Annotated in this window: 15 protein-coding genes, 1 riboswitch and 1 other annotated feature; of the genes, 2 read left to right on the top strand and 13 right to left on the bottom strand. The window is 34.7% G+C overall.

All coding sequences use genetic code 11. The features are described from left to right. Positions 1–3: 3 nt before the first annotated feature. The 4 genes from dapB to lysA are packed head-to-tail and all read right to left on the bottom strand — an operon-like array spanning position 4 to position 3603. The gene (gene dapB, locus Q0E86_RS00275) at positions 4–702 is read right to left on the bottom strand and encodes a 4-hydroxy-tetrahydrodipicolinate reductase (protein WP_295753984.1); all 699 of its coding nucleotides are present in this window, start codon (positions 700–702) and stop codon (positions 4–6) included. Beyond that, positions 696–1577 (bottom strand): 4-hydroxy-tetrahydrodipicolinate synthase, encoded by an 882-nt coding sequence (gene dapA / locus Q0E86_RS00270; protein WP_295754061.1) that lies wholly within the window; start codon positions 1575–1577, stop codon positions 696–698. The genes dapB and dapA overlap by 7 nt, the downstream gene beginning before the upstream one ends. Then, positions 1565–2359, bottom strand: coding sequence for a diaminopimelate epimerase (gene dapF, locus Q0E86_RS00265; RefSeq protein ID WP_295753983.1), 795 nt, complete (start codon positions 2357–2359; stop codon positions 1565–1567). Before dapF ends, dapA begins: the two co-directional genes overlap by 13 nt. Then, a complete protein-coding gene (lysA, locus tag Q0E86_RS00260; RefSeq protein ID WP_295753982.1) occupies positions 2350–3603 on the bottom strand; it encodes a diaminopimelate decarboxylase in 1254 nt (417 codons plus the stop codon). Before lysA ends, dapF begins: the two co-directional genes overlap by 10 nt. 61 nt (positions 3604–3664) lie before the next feature. Next, positions 3665–3829, bottom strand: a riboswitch (Lysine riboswitch). A 92-nt stretch (positions 3830–3921) separates the two neighbouring features. Between lysA and Q0E86_RS00255 the strand changes: the two genes are divergently transcribed. Beyond that, positions 3922–5019 (top strand): amidohydrolase, encoded by a 1098-nt coding sequence (locus Q0E86_RS00255; RefSeq protein ID WP_295753981.1) that lies wholly within the window; start codon positions 3922–3924, stop codon positions 5017–5019. A 52-nt stretch (positions 5020–5071) separates the two neighbouring features. On the opposite strand, the gene Q0E86_RS00250 is transcribed toward Q0E86_RS00255, so the two are convergent. The 8 genes from Q0E86_RS00250 to Q0E86_RS00215 form a co-directional block, all read right to left on the bottom strand. Continuing rightward, positions 5072–6499, bottom strand: a complete 1428-nt coding sequence (locus tag Q0E86_RS00250) for a HipA domain-containing protein (RefSeq protein ID WP_295753980.1) — start codon at positions 6497–6499, stop codon at positions 5072–5074. A gap of 91 nt (positions 6500–6590) precedes the next feature. Next, entirely contained in the window at positions 6591–7505 is a 915-nt protein-coding gene (argF, locus tag Q0E86_RS00245; protein WP_295753979.1) for an ornithine carbamoyltransferase, read from the bottom strand. After that, positions 7502–8662 (bottom strand): aspartate aminotransferase family protein, encoded by a 1161-nt coding sequence (locus Q0E86_RS00240; protein ID WP_295753978.1) that lies wholly within the window; start codon positions 8660–8662, stop codon positions 7502–7504. Before Q0E86_RS00240 ends, argF begins: the two co-directional genes overlap by 4 nt. Positions 8663–8672: 10 nt before the next feature. Beyond that, complete coding sequence (gene argB / locus Q0E86_RS00235; protein ID WP_295753977.1) at positions 8673–9500, bottom strand: acetylglutamate kinase; 828 nt, start codon at positions 9498–9500, stop codon at positions 8673–8675. After that, a complete protein-coding gene (gene argJ, locus Q0E86_RS00230) occupies positions 9497–10687 on the bottom strand; it encodes a bifunctional glutamate N-acetyltransferase/amino-acid acetyltransferase ArgJ (protein ID WP_295753976.1) in 1191 nt (396 codons plus the stop codon). Before argJ ends, argB begins: the two co-directional genes overlap by 4 nt. Beyond that, the gene (gene argC, locus Q0E86_RS00225) at positions 10684–11580 is read right to left on the bottom strand and encodes an N-acetyl-gamma-glutamyl-phosphate reductase (protein ID WP_295753975.1); all 897 of its coding nucleotides are present in this window, start codon (positions 11578–11580) and stop codon (positions 10684–10686) included. The genes argJ and argC overlap by 4 nt, the downstream gene beginning before the upstream one ends. Beyond that, complete coding sequence (argH, locus tag Q0E86_RS00220; RefSeq protein ID WP_295753974.1) at positions 11573–12961, bottom strand: argininosuccinate lyase; 1389 nt, start codon at positions 12959–12961, stop codon at positions 11573–11575. Before argH ends, argC begins: the two co-directional genes overlap by 8 nt. 7 nt (positions 12962–12968) lie before the next feature. Beyond that, a complete protein-coding gene (locus Q0E86_RS00215; protein WP_295753973.1) occupies positions 12969–14219 on the bottom strand; it encodes an argininosuccinate synthase in 1251 nt (416 codons plus the stop codon). Between the two features lie 105 nt (positions 14220–14324). Then, positions 14325–14535, bottom strand: a binding site (T-box leader). 106 nt (positions 14536–14641) lie between these two features. Here Q0E86_RS00215 and Q0E86_RS00210 point away from each other — a divergent pair. After that, a complete protein-coding gene (locus Q0E86_RS00210; RefSeq protein ID WP_295753972.1) occupies positions 14642–15451 on the top strand; it encodes an AIM24 family protein in 810 nt (269 codons plus the stop codon). Positions 15452–15463: 12 nt separating this feature from the next. Here the strand turns inward: Q0E86_RS00210 and Q0E86_RS00205 are convergent, their stop codons facing one another. Beyond that, positions 15464–16891, bottom strand: a complete 1428-nt coding sequence (locus tag Q0E86_RS00205; protein WP_295753971.1) for a DEAD/DEAH box helicase — start codon at positions 16889–16891, stop codon at positions 15464–15466. Positions 16892–16925: the final 34 nt, after the last annotated feature.

The raw sequence follows: 16925 nt of genomic DNA, 5'->3' as shown, positions 1-16925 counted from the left end.
CTCCTACATCATATCTTCCATACTATATAAACCCGGGTTTCGATTTGTGACAAATTGTGCAGCTTTTAAGGCCCCATTCACAAAGATCTGGCGTGAATTGGCACTATGCTTGATTTCTAAAGTCTCATTATCCCCAAAGAAATACACCGTATGCTCTCCTGCAACAGTACCTCCACGAAGCGAATGAATTCCAATTTCATGTTGGCGTTTCCCTGTAAAACCACTTCTTCCATATACCTTAGTATACTCATCTTCAGGATCTAAGGCATTCACCAACATCTTTGCTGTACCACTTGGTGCATCCTGCTTTTGATTATGATGAATCTCTTGAACTTCCATATCAAAATCATTCTTTAATAATGGTGCAAATTGTTTTAGAATCTGTTCAAATACGGCAATCCCATATGAAAAGTTTGCCGAATAAAATAAAGGTATTTCATCTGAAACTTGTTTTAAGCTATTGATTTGATTCTCATTTAATCCCGTTGTTCCATAGACTAAAGCACACTTTTTCGTTTTCACAAAATCAAGTACACTCGCTAAATTATCTGGATGCGAAAAATCAATTACGACATCTACATCTATACAATAATCGTCTATCCCTTTCTCAAAACATTGAACCACTTCCATACCTTGTTTTTGAGCCGTTTCCTTTAAAAGCGAACCCATCTTTCCAGTACCTACAATCGCAATTTTTAACATAAGCCCAAATCCTCCATTTTACCTTTTAAAATCTTGGCATTCTTTTCATCCATTTCACACAAAGGCAAACGATATCCACCAACATCTTTACCCATATAATTCAATGCTTGTTTTACTGGAATTGGATTGACTTCAATAAATAAGGCATGAATGAAATCTAAATATTTCAATTGTTTTTCTAGACTTGCCTTCACATTTCCATCCAAATAATCCTGTACAATTTCATGTGTTTCTTTCGGTAAACAATTTGCCAAAACACTAATGACACCACTAGCACCTAGTGCCATCATCGAAGTAATCATGTCATCATTTCCTGAATACATCACAAAATCATCACTTAAATAACGCGCAATATTTGTGGCATAACTAATATTTCCACTTGCCTCTTTAATTCCACAAATATTTAGATGTTGACTCAATACTTTGACTGCTTCTTCATCAATGTGACAACCCGTACGACCTGGCACATTATATAAAATAATTGGAATATGTACGGCATCGGCAACCGTAGTAAAGTGACGAATCATACCTTGTGTATTTGCCTTATTATAATAAGGACTAATCAACAATAAGGCATCGGCTCCCATATTTTGATATTTTAAACTCTTTTCCATCGCTGTCTGCGTACAGTTTGAACCAGCTCCTACAATCACAGGCACACGATGATTGACTCTTTCAATCGTATAGAGAGCAACCGCATCATCTTCTTCATGACTCATCGTACTACTTTCTCCAGATGTTCCTAAAATCAAAATTCCATCCGTTGAATTTTCAATATGCCAATCCAACAATTCACCTAACTTTTCAAAATTTACTGTTCCATCCTCATGAAAGGGTGTAACCAAAGCTACAATTGATCCTTTTACCATACAAATTCTCCTTCACATATCTTTTTTGCAGGACCCGTCATATATACATGGTCCTTTACTTCAATCTTTAAACTTCCTAATTTTAATTGAACTTCACATTTATTTTGAACAAATCCCAACTTATTTGCGACCACAACACTTGCACATGCTCCTGTTCCACAAGCTAATGTAATACCACAGCCTCTTTCATACGTCATAACCGTAATATGTGTATCATCGATCACTTGCACAAAATTTACATTGGTCTGTTTTTTAAATAAGGGATCATGACAAATCTTTCTTCCTAGTTCAATATTCTTTTCATCAAACGCATTATCTACAAAGACAACTGTATGCGTTGTGGCCATAAATAAACTATATGTATCAACCCCACAAACTTCTCTTTTCCATACATTTTCATCTTCAGATACATCAATCAAACGATTGTCATACAAGGGTTGTTCCATATCTACACATACCTCAAATGGAGAAGTCGATATACGATGCACGATCTTTTCACCAGCCAAAGTTTGTACTGGAACCACTTCATCTGTATTGATACCTTCATCAAAACAATAGGCCGCAAAACAACGAATGCCATTACCACACATCGGAGCTCTTGAACCATCTTGATTGTAGTAAACCATTTCAAGTGGATCTTCCTTCACAAAAATCATTCCATCTGCTCCAATACCTGTATGTCTATCACAACAGGCTTGAACAAGTTTTGGAATATCGATATTTTCCATATATCTTGTAAGAATAAAATCATTTCCTAAGCCATGATACTTACTAAATTTTATGCGCATAAATCATTCTCCAATCGAATCAAATCCTCATAATTCTCACCACGAATCACACACTGACTCTTTCCATCTTTACAAAAGATGACAGGTAGTCCAAGTGCTTTATTGTAGTGACTTGCCATAGAATAGCCATATGCTCCTGTAGTCTTCACAATTAATAAATCATTCGGTTTTGCTTCAGGTAAAAATGCATCTTCAATGATCACATCCCCAGATTCACAACACTTTCCGGCAACTTTGTAGTGTTTACTCGCCATTTCATTTTCTTTTCCATCAATCACACAACTATATTTAGCCTGATATAATGCAGGACGAATATTATCACTCATCCCACCATCCACAAAAATATAATTCTTATGTGGTGTTTCCTTCATAAAACCAACCGTATAAATTGTGCTTCCAGCTTCCGCCACAATACTTCGTCCTGGTTCAATACAAATCTTATTGATATTGAGTGCATATTTTTCTTTATTGCATTTCATCGCTTCAATCAAAGTATCACACACTACATCTACAGGAATCGGTGTATCTTCACTTGTATAAACAGCACCAAAGCCTCCACCAAAATTCAATGTAGATACTTCAACACCTAAATTTGAAACAAACTCACACATCTTATTGACTTCTTGTACAAAAGCTTCCTTATCAAAGATCTGTGAACCAATATGTGCATGGAATCCATCAAAAGATAAGTTTGGACAAGAATTGATAATTTGAATCAATTCTAAAATATCTGATTTTTTCTCAATTGAAATTCCAAACTTACTATCAATATTAGCTGTCACAATATATTCATGCGTATGTGCTTCAATTCCTGGGTTGACTCGAAGTAAAATAGATACTGTATAATCTAAATTTTTAGCCAATTCACTCAACAATCGAGCTTCCATAAGATTATCAACAATAATCGTTCCAACTTTATACTTCAAAGCCAATTTTAATTCATCCATCGATTTATTATTGCCATGAAAATAAACACGATTCATATCAAAACCAGCTACATATGCTGTAAACAATTCGCCACCACTGACAACATCCAAAGAACAATCCATCTTTGAAACCAATTGAATCATAGCTTTACAATTAAAAGCTTTCGACGCATAGATCACATCACAATCAATTTCAGAACTTTTTAAACAAGTTTTAAACGCATTCAATTTATCTTCAATCATTCTTTGATCATATACATACAAAGGACTTCCATATGTATTTACTAAATCTTTTACTTCCACATTTGAAATCTTCATAATTCACCTCTTAAAACTAAAAAAACATGCCAGCTAACAAACTGACATGTATAAAACACAATCATTTGATAGCACTCCTACTCACGTAGACAGTCCAACAGATATTCTCCGTTGGCCCACATATTTTTTATGCCTAAAAAACATGTTCGGCAAACTCGCTTCATAAATACATCAAACGCTCGCCAGCTCTGTATTTACTTGTCTTATTTGCGCCTCTATCTTTAAGATGGGAAAATTATAACACTTCTTACATATTGTTTCAAGTTTAATTGTAAATTATTACATTTTTATGTAAAATAGACAAAAAAGGAGATTATTATGTTAGAAACCATTAAAAAATATAGACGAGATCTACACCAGATTCCCGAATTAGAACTCGATTTACCAGAAACCACAAACTACATTTTAAGTGTATTAGAAGAATTCGATTGTATAGTTTCTGTTCCTCTACAAAGTACAGTACTCGCTTACTTTGACAACCACAAAGAACACACCCTAGCCTTTCGTAGTGATATGGATGCTCTTCCAGTAACCGAACAAACCAATCTTGAATTTCAAAGTAAAAACCTAGGTAAAATGCATGCCTGTGGACACGATGGACATATGGCCATGCTTCTAGGATTTGCGAAAGAATTAAATGAGTACTACAAAACTTTAGATAAAAATATCCTTTTAATTTTTCAACCCGGAGAAGAAAGTCCAGGCGGTGCACATTTAATTTGCGAAGCTAACATTCTAAAAAAATATCATGTTCAATATATCTTTGGAACGCATTTATGGCCTGGCCTTGAAAAAGGTGTTGTCGCTACTCGAAAAAATGAATTTATGGCTCGTGCTAGTGAAATCAATATTGATATTTATGGCAAAGAAAGCCATGCCGCCAAATATAAAGAAGGAATCGATGCCTTAGAAATTGGTGCTGAAATCCTTTTAGAAATTTATGCGATGGAAAAAGAGATTCCCAATGAATATTATCGCTTACTACGTTTTGGAAAAATGGAAAGTGGTACTGTACGAAATGTTGTCAGCGGACATACTCGCCTTGAAGGAACATTACGTGCTTTTCAAGATTATATCTTTGATTCTATGAAAGAAGAAATCTATCGTATTTGTGCAGATAAGGAAAAGAAGTACAATTGTAAAGTCAATATTTCAATCAATACAGGCTATCCAGCTGTTATGAACGATGAGAAATTAGTGAATGATTTGATCTCTAAAATTCCAGAAATTAGACAATTAAGAAACCCTGAAATGATTGCCGAAGACTTTGCGTATTACCAAAAAGAAGTGCCTGGCGTATTCTTCTTTTTAGGAACACAAACTCCATATGCACTTCATAATGCCAAATTTGATTTTGATGAAGAAGTCTTATTAAATGGTATTGAATTATATAAGAAAATCACAAAAAGCATTTAAAAACAAAAAGACAGGAGTTCATTATCATGTGAACTCCTATTTTGTATTCGTATTAATCCTTTGCGTCATTCATTCTAGCTATGACATCTTCTACATCTTTATTTTGTATATATTCTACATTCACACACGTACCCGCTCTATCATATGTCGGCATGAATGTGAAACAGTCCATATATTCTTTTTGATTTTGTGCATCTAATTCAATACCATAGAAATCTCTTAAGTCATGTTTAATTTCCTGTAGAGCTTTTTCTTTGACAGTTTCATCCAATTCTTCAAATGCAAGTTCCTTTTTGACATTCACAAAAGCTTCTTGATTCATATCTAATGAATTATCCAATATTGCCTTTGCCCTATCTTGTAAAACTTTATTGAAAGAATTTAATTCAACTTCACTAAGATTATATTTATCGTGTTTTACGATCGTATAATCAAGAATGTGTCTTAATTCTTTTTTTTGACGATTTTGTAAAAAGTTCTTTGCGTTTTCTGCAAAAGATCGACCAAAAACAGGATCTAGAGTCTTTATATATTCTTTTAGTTTTTCTGGTGTCTGGTAGATGTATTCTCTTGGCTCATCAAACATGCAATAGCCATGATCAAATAGAGGAGCCATACATTTTATCTCGTTAGTCGTATTATCTACTAATACACCAAAATTATTCAGATGTCTGTCTGTATTACAAATCAACGCATCAAAAACCATCATGGAACAAAAATCTTGGTAAAACTCATCCCCTAAATTTTTGTAAAAATCTACAATGGCTTTTACCGTTTTCTTCCCTTTTATAAACCTTGCGACAGGAACAAAAGAAGTATCTATGTCTGTAAACAATTTACATGTACTTGATAATTCGTCTTGCCATATATCCAAATCATACGGTATCGCATTTAATCCCATTCGATGAGCCACTTGATAAGCATAATACTCAGCATAAGCCTCATTTCCGTGGTTTGTATACAAATTACCATGCACATTTCCCTTATACAGTATGACATCACCATTGATTCTTCTCCACGCTTTTTTTAAAGAACCATTCGTTGTCAATTCTGCAACTGTACCAATACTATTCGTATGTCCATGTCCTGTATATGCGATCAATGCGACAGATTTATTAAAATCATTTTCATACAAATTATAATCTTTATATAATCCTTTAAAATCTGGCTCAACAATCCAATATGGATCATTCAATGAAAGCCCTTTTCCAACAATCAAGATTCCAATTAAATCATTTCCATGAAGGCCAAGACTTGCCAAAATCTCATTTACAAATGCTCGATTTTTAGGAATATTTCTTTCCTGTATCCATTCTAAAAGTTCATTTGCATCATCCATTTTCAAAGTGATGGGATAAAACAATTTATTTGTATTATATTTTTCAAGAATTGTTAATTCATAATCACCATATAGTGAATCTTCAATTCTAAATTTTAGTATATCTACATCTTTGTTTTTCAATACAAAATCCTTAAACATTCTGCATCACCTCATCCTCCATTTTAACAACAAATCAAATTTAAAGCAAAAAACAAAAGATGAATCCTACAATCAGATTCATCCTTTTAAACTAATCCTCTTTTTCTTTCATCAATTGAACCATGACAGCCTTTTGTGCATGAAGACGATTCTCTGCTTCTTCAAAGATTTCATCCGCATGTGCCTCAAAGACTTCTTCCGTGATTTCTTGACCACGATAAGCCGGTAAACAATGTTGTACCATCGCATCATTCTTGGCATACTTCATCAATTCGGCATTGACCTGGAAACCCGCAAAATCTTTAGCACGCTTTTCTTTTTCAGCTTCCATACCCATACTTGCCCAAGTATCTGTAATGACGACATCCGCATCTTGAATAGCCTTGATACAATCATTTGTGAGTTCAAAGTCCTTGAAATCTTTCGCAAACTCTAAAACATGCTTATCCGGCTCATATCCTTTTGGAGTGGCTACACTTACCTTCATACCTACCTTTAATCCACCTACGATCAAGGAATTAGCCATATTATCCCCATCTCCGATATAACACATCTTCAAACCTTTTAATAATCCATACTTTTCACGAATCGTCATAAGATCTGCCAACACCTGGCATGGATGACAATAATCTGTTAACCCATTAATAACAGGAATGGATCCAAAGTTTGCCAAATCTTCCACTTCTTTTTGTTCATACGTACGAATCATAATACAGTCTAAATAACGCGATAATACACGAGCCGTATCTTGTACAGGCTCTCCTCTTCCTATCTGTAGATCTCTACTTGATAAAAATAAGGGTTGTGCCCCTAATTGATAAGCACCCGTTTCAAAGGAAACACGCGTTCTTGTACTCGACTTTTGAAAGATCAAGCCAATACTTTTTCCCTTTAATAAAGGATGGTCAATATTATGTTTTCTTTCATACTTTAACTGGTCTGCCAAGTCTAAAATCGAAAGAATCTCTTTTTCACTCAATTGTTCCATTGTTAATAAGTGTTTCATTCAAACACCTCCTTCATAATTTCAAGCGCCTTATCCACCTCTTCTAAACTCAAAGTCAATGGTGGAAGTAAACGAATCGCATCTTTACCTGCCGTAAGAGTTAATAAACCTTTATCCATCATTGCCTGTACATAACCAGCACGTTTTTCTGGATCTACCACGATTCCAAGCATCAAGCCAATTCCACGAACACACTTGATTTTATCCGATTGAATATTTTCAATACCCAATTTTAGAGCTGCTCCTACAACTTTTACATGATTCAAAAATCCAGGTTCTGTTACAATTGAAAGCACAGTATCCGCAGCTTTACAACTTAATGGATTGCCTCCAAATGTACTACCATGATCACCAGGTCCAAATGTGTCTTTACACTTAGCTCCTGTAATCACAGCACCAATTGGTACACCTCCACCAAGAGCTTTTGCGGTTGTGACAACATCTGGTAAAACATTATATTGTTCAAAACAAAATAAGGTTCCCGTATGTCCAATCCCAGTTTGAACTTCATCGACCAAGAATAAAATATCATTGAAATGACAGAATTCTTCAACAGCTTTGACATACTCTTTATCTAAAGGAACAACTCCACTTTCCCCTTGAATCAATTCCACCATAACGGCACACGTTTTTTCATTGGCTACCCTTTTTAAATCTTCTATATCATTTGCGGCTGCATAGTCAAAGCCTTCTGTAAATGGAAAATAGTATTGATGAAATTTATCTTGTCCAGTCGCCTTTAATGTAGTGATAGTACGACCATGGAAAGATTGTTTTAAGGTGATGATCACATCTCTTCCTTCACCATATTTATCATAAGAATACTTTCTAGCCAGTTTGATCATTCCTTCATTGGCTTCGGCTCCCGAATTTGAAAAGAACACCTTACTAAGTCCAGTATATTCAACTAACTTTTTAGCAGCATCCACCATAGGTTTACTATAATACAAGTTGGAACATTCCATTAAGGTTGCGACTTGTTTTTGAATGGCTTCTACAAGTACAGGATGATTATGACCTAAACAATTGACACCTATTCCACTTGTCAAATCTAGATATTCTTTTCCATTTGTATCTTTTAAATAGCACCCATTACCACTTTCCATTTCAATATTGAAACGATTATAGGTATGCATCAAATATTTTGATTCTTCCATAACTTTCCTCCTATTCAATCAAGGTTCCTACACCTTGATTACTTAATAACTCAACTAGTAAAGAGTGCATCACTCTTCCATCTTGAATATTGACACTTTCTACTCCTTCACGAACAGCTTTGATACAACATTCAATTTTTGGAATCATGCCACCCGTAATTACTTTCTCCTTCTTTAATAAAGGAATCTGCGACACTTTGACTCTTTCCATCAAAGTCGATTCATCCTTAGGATCTTTCATCAATCCCTTTACATCCGTTAATAAAATCAATTTCTTCGCATGTAAGGCAATCGCAAGCTCACTTGCCGCTAAATCGGCATTGATGTTGTAGGTGCCTTGTTTATCTATCGCTTTGGCAACACTGGAAACAACAGGAATATATCCTTTTTCAAAAGTATCTAAAATAATTTGAGGATTCACTTTTTCAATTTTTCCTACATTCACCAAATCTGAATCTAAACAACTTGCCTCAAATAAACTTCCATCTACACCACTTAAACCAATACCCCGATCTAATAGATTGACTAGATTCTTGTTTACTTTTCCACAAAGAACCATTTGAACAATATCCATCGTTTCATCATCTGTAATCCTCAATCCATTCAAAAATTTCGATTCTTTATTTGTCTTTTCTAACATTTCATTAATTTCAGGACCACCACCATGCACTAATACAACGTGTACACCTAACAAATTTAAAAGTGTAACATCCTTTATGACGGCAGCCTTTAATTGTTCATCGATCATGGCATTTCCACCATATTTCACAACAACAATTTGATTTGTATATTCCTTAACGTAGGGCAAAGCCTCTACAAGTACATTGGCATCGATCATGTTCTGTAATCTCCATTGATTTTGACATAGTCATACGTTAAATCGCATCCCCAACAAGTACATGACTCATTTCCACTATGCATGTCGCAAATGATTTCAATTTCTTCCTGTAAAAGAATGGATTTCGCCTTTTCTTCATCAAAATCCAAACCTTTACCACCTTTGCAACAAAAAATCTCTTCATTGGATTTAAATGAAATATCCACTTGTTCAGGATCAAATTCCACACCTGAATAGCCCAAAGCACAAATGACTCTTCCCCAGTTGGCATCCGCACCAAACAAAGCTGCCTTCACTAATGAGGATGAACATACGGACATGGCCAAAGTCTCGGCATTCTCTAAAGTATCTACACCATTTACGGTTACTGTCATTAATTTACCAGCACCCTCGCCATCGGCCGCAATCTTTTTAGCCAATTCTTCCATCACAAAATGTAAAGCTTCATCAAATACTTCTTCATCAAATACTTCATTTTCTGCCATACCATTGGCCATCACAATACACATATCATTGGTCGATGTATCACCATCCACACTAACACGGTTAAATGTTTTATTTGTGTTATCTAATAAACAAGCTTGAAGAACACTTTGTTCTACTTTACAGTCTGTTGTGATAAAAGCTAACATTGTACCCATATTTGGATGAATCATGCCACTTCCCTTACAGATGCCACCCATATGACAGATTGTATTACCCATTTTAAATTCAACCGCTACACTCTTTTCTTTTGTGTCTGTTGTCATTATGGCTTTGGCAACAGACAAATTATTCAATACGGATAAATCAATATCACTTACTTTTTCTTGAATCTTTTCAATCGGTAAAACCTGTCCAATCACTCCTGTTGAAGCAACTAACACATTCTCTACATCCAAATTTAAAGAATCCGCTGCACATTGCGCTTCTAATTTCGCATTTTCAATTTCTTTTGGATTACACGCATTCGCATTTCCTGAATTGACAATAACAGCTTGACTTAAACCATTTGACAAATGTTCTTTTGTAACTAGAATAGGCGCTGCCTTTACTTTATTTTTTGTATATACGGCTGCCGTTTGACAAATCACATCGGATACAATCAAAGCCAAATCATCTTTCGTCTGATTTTTACGAATTCCACAATGTATAGAACCCGCTTTAAAGCCTATGGCGGCACATACACCGTTTTCTATAACTTTCATTCTAAATTCAATCCTTCCTCTTCCTTAAAACCTAACATAATATTCATATTCTGAATGGCCGCTCCACAAGCGCCTTTTCCTAAATTGTCAAATAAACTTGTGATCGTACATCTTTTACTATTACCCGATACAACAAGTTTCATACAATCAAGTCCTGCTAGTGTATTGGCACTAATCATGCCTGAATCAACCTTCTCAACTCGAATCAATTTTGTATCTGAATACCAATCTTTCAATGCATTAAAAGCCACTTCATAATCCACCTTAATATTTAAGCTCACCGCCATACCACGATAATAATCACAAACAATTGGATTTAAAAAGACATCGTTTTCTAATCCACACACCTTTTTAATTTCCGGCAAATGTTTATGATTTTGATTCAAGCCATAAATTCTAGGTGCTTCTAAATCTATCGTCTTTTCATTTTCATATTGATGGATCATCTTCTTTCCTCCACCAGAATATCCAGTTAAAGAGAAGAAAGAAAACGAATCTGTTTTATTAACAATCTCCTTTTGAATCAATGGATACAAAATCGATATACATCCTGAGGCATGACATCCTGGATTGGCCACATATTGACTTGAAGCAATTTTATCTTTAAAGCCCAATTCACTAAAGCCATATGTCCACTGAGTACGATGAGCTGTGGATGCATCAATGACTTTGACATCTGGATTTGTGATCAAACTTACAGCTTCAACACTTGCTGTGTCTGGTAAACAAAGGAAAACTAAATCGGCAGAGTTTAAATATTTTTTTCTTGTTTCTACATCTTTTCTTTTCTCTTCAGAAATCATTAATAGTTCAATGTCTTTACGATCTTGTAGTCTTTTCACAATTTCAAGCCCTGTTGTACCAGCCTGTCCATCAATATATACTTTAATCATGAGTTTTCTCCAAATTTATAAATTCTTCAATATTTTGAATCTGAATCAATACACTATCTGCGCTTGGACCACCAAACACGTTTCGATTGTTTACACACGCTTCAATATCAATATATTGATACACATCTTCTTCAAAAGAAGTATGAAATTTTTTATATTCATCTAAAGACATCTCGTTCAAAGATTTCTTATTTTCAATACCATATCCTACGATTTGGCCCACAATATGATAGGCATCTCTAAATGGCAATCCTTTCTTCGTTAAATAATCCGCAAGATCAGTCGCATTGATAAATCCATGTAAGCAGGCGTGCATCATATTTTCTTTACAGATTTTCATCGTTTGAAACATAGGAATAAAGACATCTAAACATTCTTTAACTGTATCAATACAATCAAAGACGGCTTCCTTATCTTCCTGCATATCTTTGTTGTAGGCTAACGGAAGACCTTTCAACATTACTAACAATGTATTTAAGTCTCCAATGGCTCTACCACTCTTTCCACGAATCAACTCACAAATATCAGGATTTTTCTTTTGTGGCATAATACTGGATCCTGTACTAAACGCATCATCGAGTTCAACAAAATGAAATTCTAAAGAACACCATTGAATAATTTCTTCACTCATTCTAGATAGATGCACCATAATAAGTGATAAATCTGAACATAGTTCTACACAATAATCTCGATCACTAACTCCATCAAGTGAATTATCAATAGGTTTATAAAAGCCTAAATGAGAAGAAGTATACTCTCTATCAATTGGATAGGTTGTAGTAGCTAAAGCTGCACAGCCTAAGGGACATTCGTTCATTAAGGAATATGTATTTTGAAGTCTTATAATATCTCTTTTAAACATATTCGCATATGCCATACACCAATGCGCAAAAGTGATGGGTTGTGCTCTTTGAAGATGGGTGTAGCCAGGCATATATGTTTGTAAATGAGATTTGGCAACTTCACATAAAATATTCAATAATTGAAATAATAATTTTTGTATCTCAATGATTTCTTCCTTTACATATAAACGCATATCCAAGGCAACCTGATCATTTCTTGAACGTGCCGTATGTAATTTTTTACCGGCATCACCAATTTCATTTGTCAACTTTTCTTCAATAAACATATGAATGTCTTCCGCATGAGAGAATTCAATTTTATTAGATTCAATCTGATCCAAGATGGAATATAATCCTTCTTGAATCAAATCAACATCATTTTTAGATAAAATCCCTTGTTTCTCTAACATTTTTGAATGGACTAAAGAACCCTGAATATCTTGTTTATATAGGCGACAATCAAAAGGTAAAGAAGTATTAAAAGAGTCGAGTTTGGCATTGGCATCCTTTTTAAATCTGCCGGCCCACATCTTCGCCATAAAACACCTACTCTACTGATGGAAAGTGTTTCTGAGTCTTTCCAAATAATTCTTGATCATTCAAGGCACGTACCTTTAATGGTAAACCAAATAAATGAATGAATCCTGCACTGTCTGCCTGGTCATAACAATCATCTTCATCAAATGTTGCCATACCACTTGAATATAAACTGTAAGGACTTGTTACACTACAAGGAATGATATTTCCCTTATACAATTGAAGTTTGACATCGCCAGTCACTGTCTTTTGGGTTTCATCCACAAAGCTAGACAAGGCTTTTCTTAATGGCGTATACCATTTTCCATCATATACAAGTTCACCAAATTTTAAGGTTACTTGTTTTTTATAATGAGCTGTATCTTTATCTAAAGTGATTTCTTCTAGTTTTTCATGAGCGGCATATAAAATAGTTCCACCTGGCGTTTCATATACACCTCTTGATTTCATACCCACTAAACGATTTTCTACAATATCTAAAATACCAATGCCGTTTTTACCACCTAAATCATTTAGTGTTTCAATAATATCTAGACATGACATTTCTTTACCATCAATACTTGTTGGTGTTCCTTGTTCAAAATGAATCGTTACATAATCTGGTTCGTCCTTTGCCTGCATTGGACTTACACCAAGTTCTAAGAAGCCTTCTTTTTCTAATGGTGCTGCATTGCTAGGATCTTCTAAGTCCAAGCCTTCATGAGATAAATGCCATAAGTTTTTATCTTTTGAATAATTTGTTTCCGCTGTGATTTTTAATGGAATATTGTGTGCCTTGGCATACTCAATTTCTTTTTCACGCGAATTCAATTCCCAGAATCTCCAAGGTGCAATGATATCCATGCCTGGGGCAAAAGCCTGAATGGCTAGTTCAAAACGAACTTGATCATTCCCCTTTCCCGTACAGCCGTGACAAATCGCATTGGCTCCTTCTTGTTTGGCAATTTCAACTAATTTTTTTGCGATAATTGGACGTGCAAAGCTTGTTCCTAATAAATAGTTTTCATAGCTAGCCCCTGCCTTCATACTTGGGATAATATAGTCTTCGACAAATTCTTTTTTTAGATCAGCAATATATAATTTACTAGCTCCTGTAGCTAGAGCTTTTTCTTCAAGACCATCCAATTCACTTTTTTGACCAACATCACCACTTACGGCAATGACTTCACATCCATAATTTTCTTTTAACCAAGGAATCAATACCGATGTATCTAATCCTCCAGAATATGCTAAAACGACTTTATTGTATTGTTTTTTCATGATAAGTTCCTCCTTGTTAATGTATATGAAAAAATTGTTCTATAAATCCATCGTCGATCGCATTCCATATTCATCATCTCCTTACCATAAAAAAAACGTCCAAACAAATTGGACGTAATAAGCGCGGTACCACCAAAATTCCATCTGCCCTATGCAGATGACACCTCATTCTTAACGCGAATTCACGTTCTAGCCTCAAACCTTCGACTAGACCACTCCGGAACACGTTCCAAGAATATTCAACGATAACTTTCACCAAAATGTTATCTCTCTAAAGAAGAAATCTTCTTGTACTTCTTTCCTTCAAAGTATTTATGAGACTATTATAATTATTTTCTGAAACTTTTCAAGCATTAATTTACATTATTTTACAATTAATTTCATTTCTTTCATGATATCATTAAATAAAGGAGATGATCATTATGAGTTTTAAAATTAAAAATTTCTGGGACAACGATGACGTTAAAGTCATCAGTCAAGAAAAAGGATTTACGGTCATTGAGTACCAAAAAGATTTAAGTGTGACACCTGACAGTGCACAAATGGCCTATTTTTCTGGGCTCATGGATATTCGAAGAAAAACATTAATGTGTGATCTAAAAGTTTCGGATGTCACAATTCAACCAGGAGCTATGCAGTTTATGGTAGGCGATGTGCAGGCTACAACAGGAATCAAAGGTGCTGGTGATTTTCTAAAGAAATCATTCATGGCAAAGGCAAGTGGAGAATCCACAATTAAACCAGAATACACGGGTACGGGTGTATTAGTTCTAGAGCCAACTTTTAAACACATTATTCTTACGGATCTAGTAAATTGGAATGGTGGCATGGTTATTGACGATGGCTTATTCATGGCTTGTGAATCGCACATTAAACAAAGTATTGTCGCAAGAACAAATCTAAGTAGTGCCATTGCAGGACAGGAAGGTTTCTTTAACCTATCGTTCAGTGCACCTGGTGGTGTCGTAGCTTTAGAATGTGATGTACCACAAAAAGAATTGATTGAAGTAGAGTTAAATAATGATGTTATTAAGATTGATGGAAACATGGCGATTGCTTGGTCTAAATCATTAGAATTCACGGTTGAAAGAAGTGGCAAAACTTTGATTGGTTCAGCTGCAAGTGGTGAAGGTTTAGTCAATGTCTACAGAGGTACAGGTAGAATCTTATTAAAACCAGTCGGCGGTATTACAGGTATATCGGATGTTGTATTTCCAAAATCACAAAAATAAAATGGATTGGGTCTAATGACCAAATCCATTTTTTGCCTTTTGAATACGCAATGTTTTTCCTTTAATTGTTTTTAGATTTTTTAATACGAGTTTTCCCTTGTCATTTAAAATATCCACATACGATTGATGATCCTGCACTTGAATGACTCCAATATCATCGACTGTAACACCATCAATTTCACAGATAGCTCCTACAATATCGCCTGGACGAATCTTCTTATTCTTTCCTCCATTTAGATAAATTTTAGTAATCCCTTTTCTTAAGTCTTTGGATTTATCTACCACAACGCGATTGGATTCTTTTAATGAATCTAAGACATCTAAATCACTTAAATAGACTTCGCCCTCTTCTTTAAATGGCAAGTTATAGCCAAGATATTCCTCTAGTTTTTCTTTTCGAATACCATCATATTCATTGACTAAACTTATAGCTAAACCTTGTTCATCAACTCTACCACTACGACCAATACGATGTGTATATGTTTCTACGGGACTAGGCATATCGTAGTTAATGATCATTTCTACTTTAAAAACATCAATACCACGACTTGCGACATCGGTACATACTAAAATGCGCACCTTTCCTTTCTTAAAGCGTCGCATATGCGATAATCTTTCTTCTTGCATCATACCACCGTGAATTTTATCTACGCTAACTTGATTCTTTTCTAAACATTCATAGACTTCATCCACTCTTGCCTGCGTCTTACAAAAGATCATGCAGGATTCTGGTTTCTTTAAGGCCAATAAATGAAGAAGGAACAATTCTTTATGTTCTTCATTGACATGATAAGCTTCTTCTAGAATATTTGGTTTATTTGTACTCGTTAGATCAATTTTAGTTGGTTTATACAAATATTTCTTACTCATTCTTTGAATGACTTCAGGATACGTTGCACTAAATAAACAAGTCACATGTTTTTTAGGCATATATTTTAAAATAGCCTGCACCTCATCTAAGAAATTCATATTCAACATTTCATCCGCTTCATCCAAGACTACATATTTTATTTTAGAAGGATCTAGTGTTTCTTGTTGAAGATGATCTAAAACTCTTCCAGGAGTACCAATCACAACGTGGCATCTTTGTTTCAAATCTTCCTTTTGAAACTTAAATGGCTGCTTACCAAAAATAGGTAGAGTTTTGATTTTTTTAAATGTTCCAATACGATCAAAATCCAGTTGAATCTGTAAAGCTAGTTCTCGAGTTGGCGTTAATACCAATGCTTGTGGACTTCTTTCATCAATTTCTAGATTTTGAATAATCGGAATCGCAAAAGAAGCTGTTTTTCCACTTCCCGTTCTTGATTTGACAATACAGTCTTTTCCCGAAAGAATATTCGGAATAACTTGTTCTTGTACGGGCAATGGTTTTTCATAGCCTAATGTATGTAAGGCTTGTATAATATTTTGATCTAAATTCATTTGTTCAAATGTCATATTTTATCACCTATAGAATTATACCATGTTAATA

This window comes from uncultured Holdemanella sp. (assembly GCF_934754935.1).
GTDB lineage: Bacteria > Bacillota_I > Bacilli_A > Erysipelotrichales > Erysipelotrichaceae > Holdemanella.
This window is presented reverse-complemented; position numbering and strand designations above follow the sequence as displayed.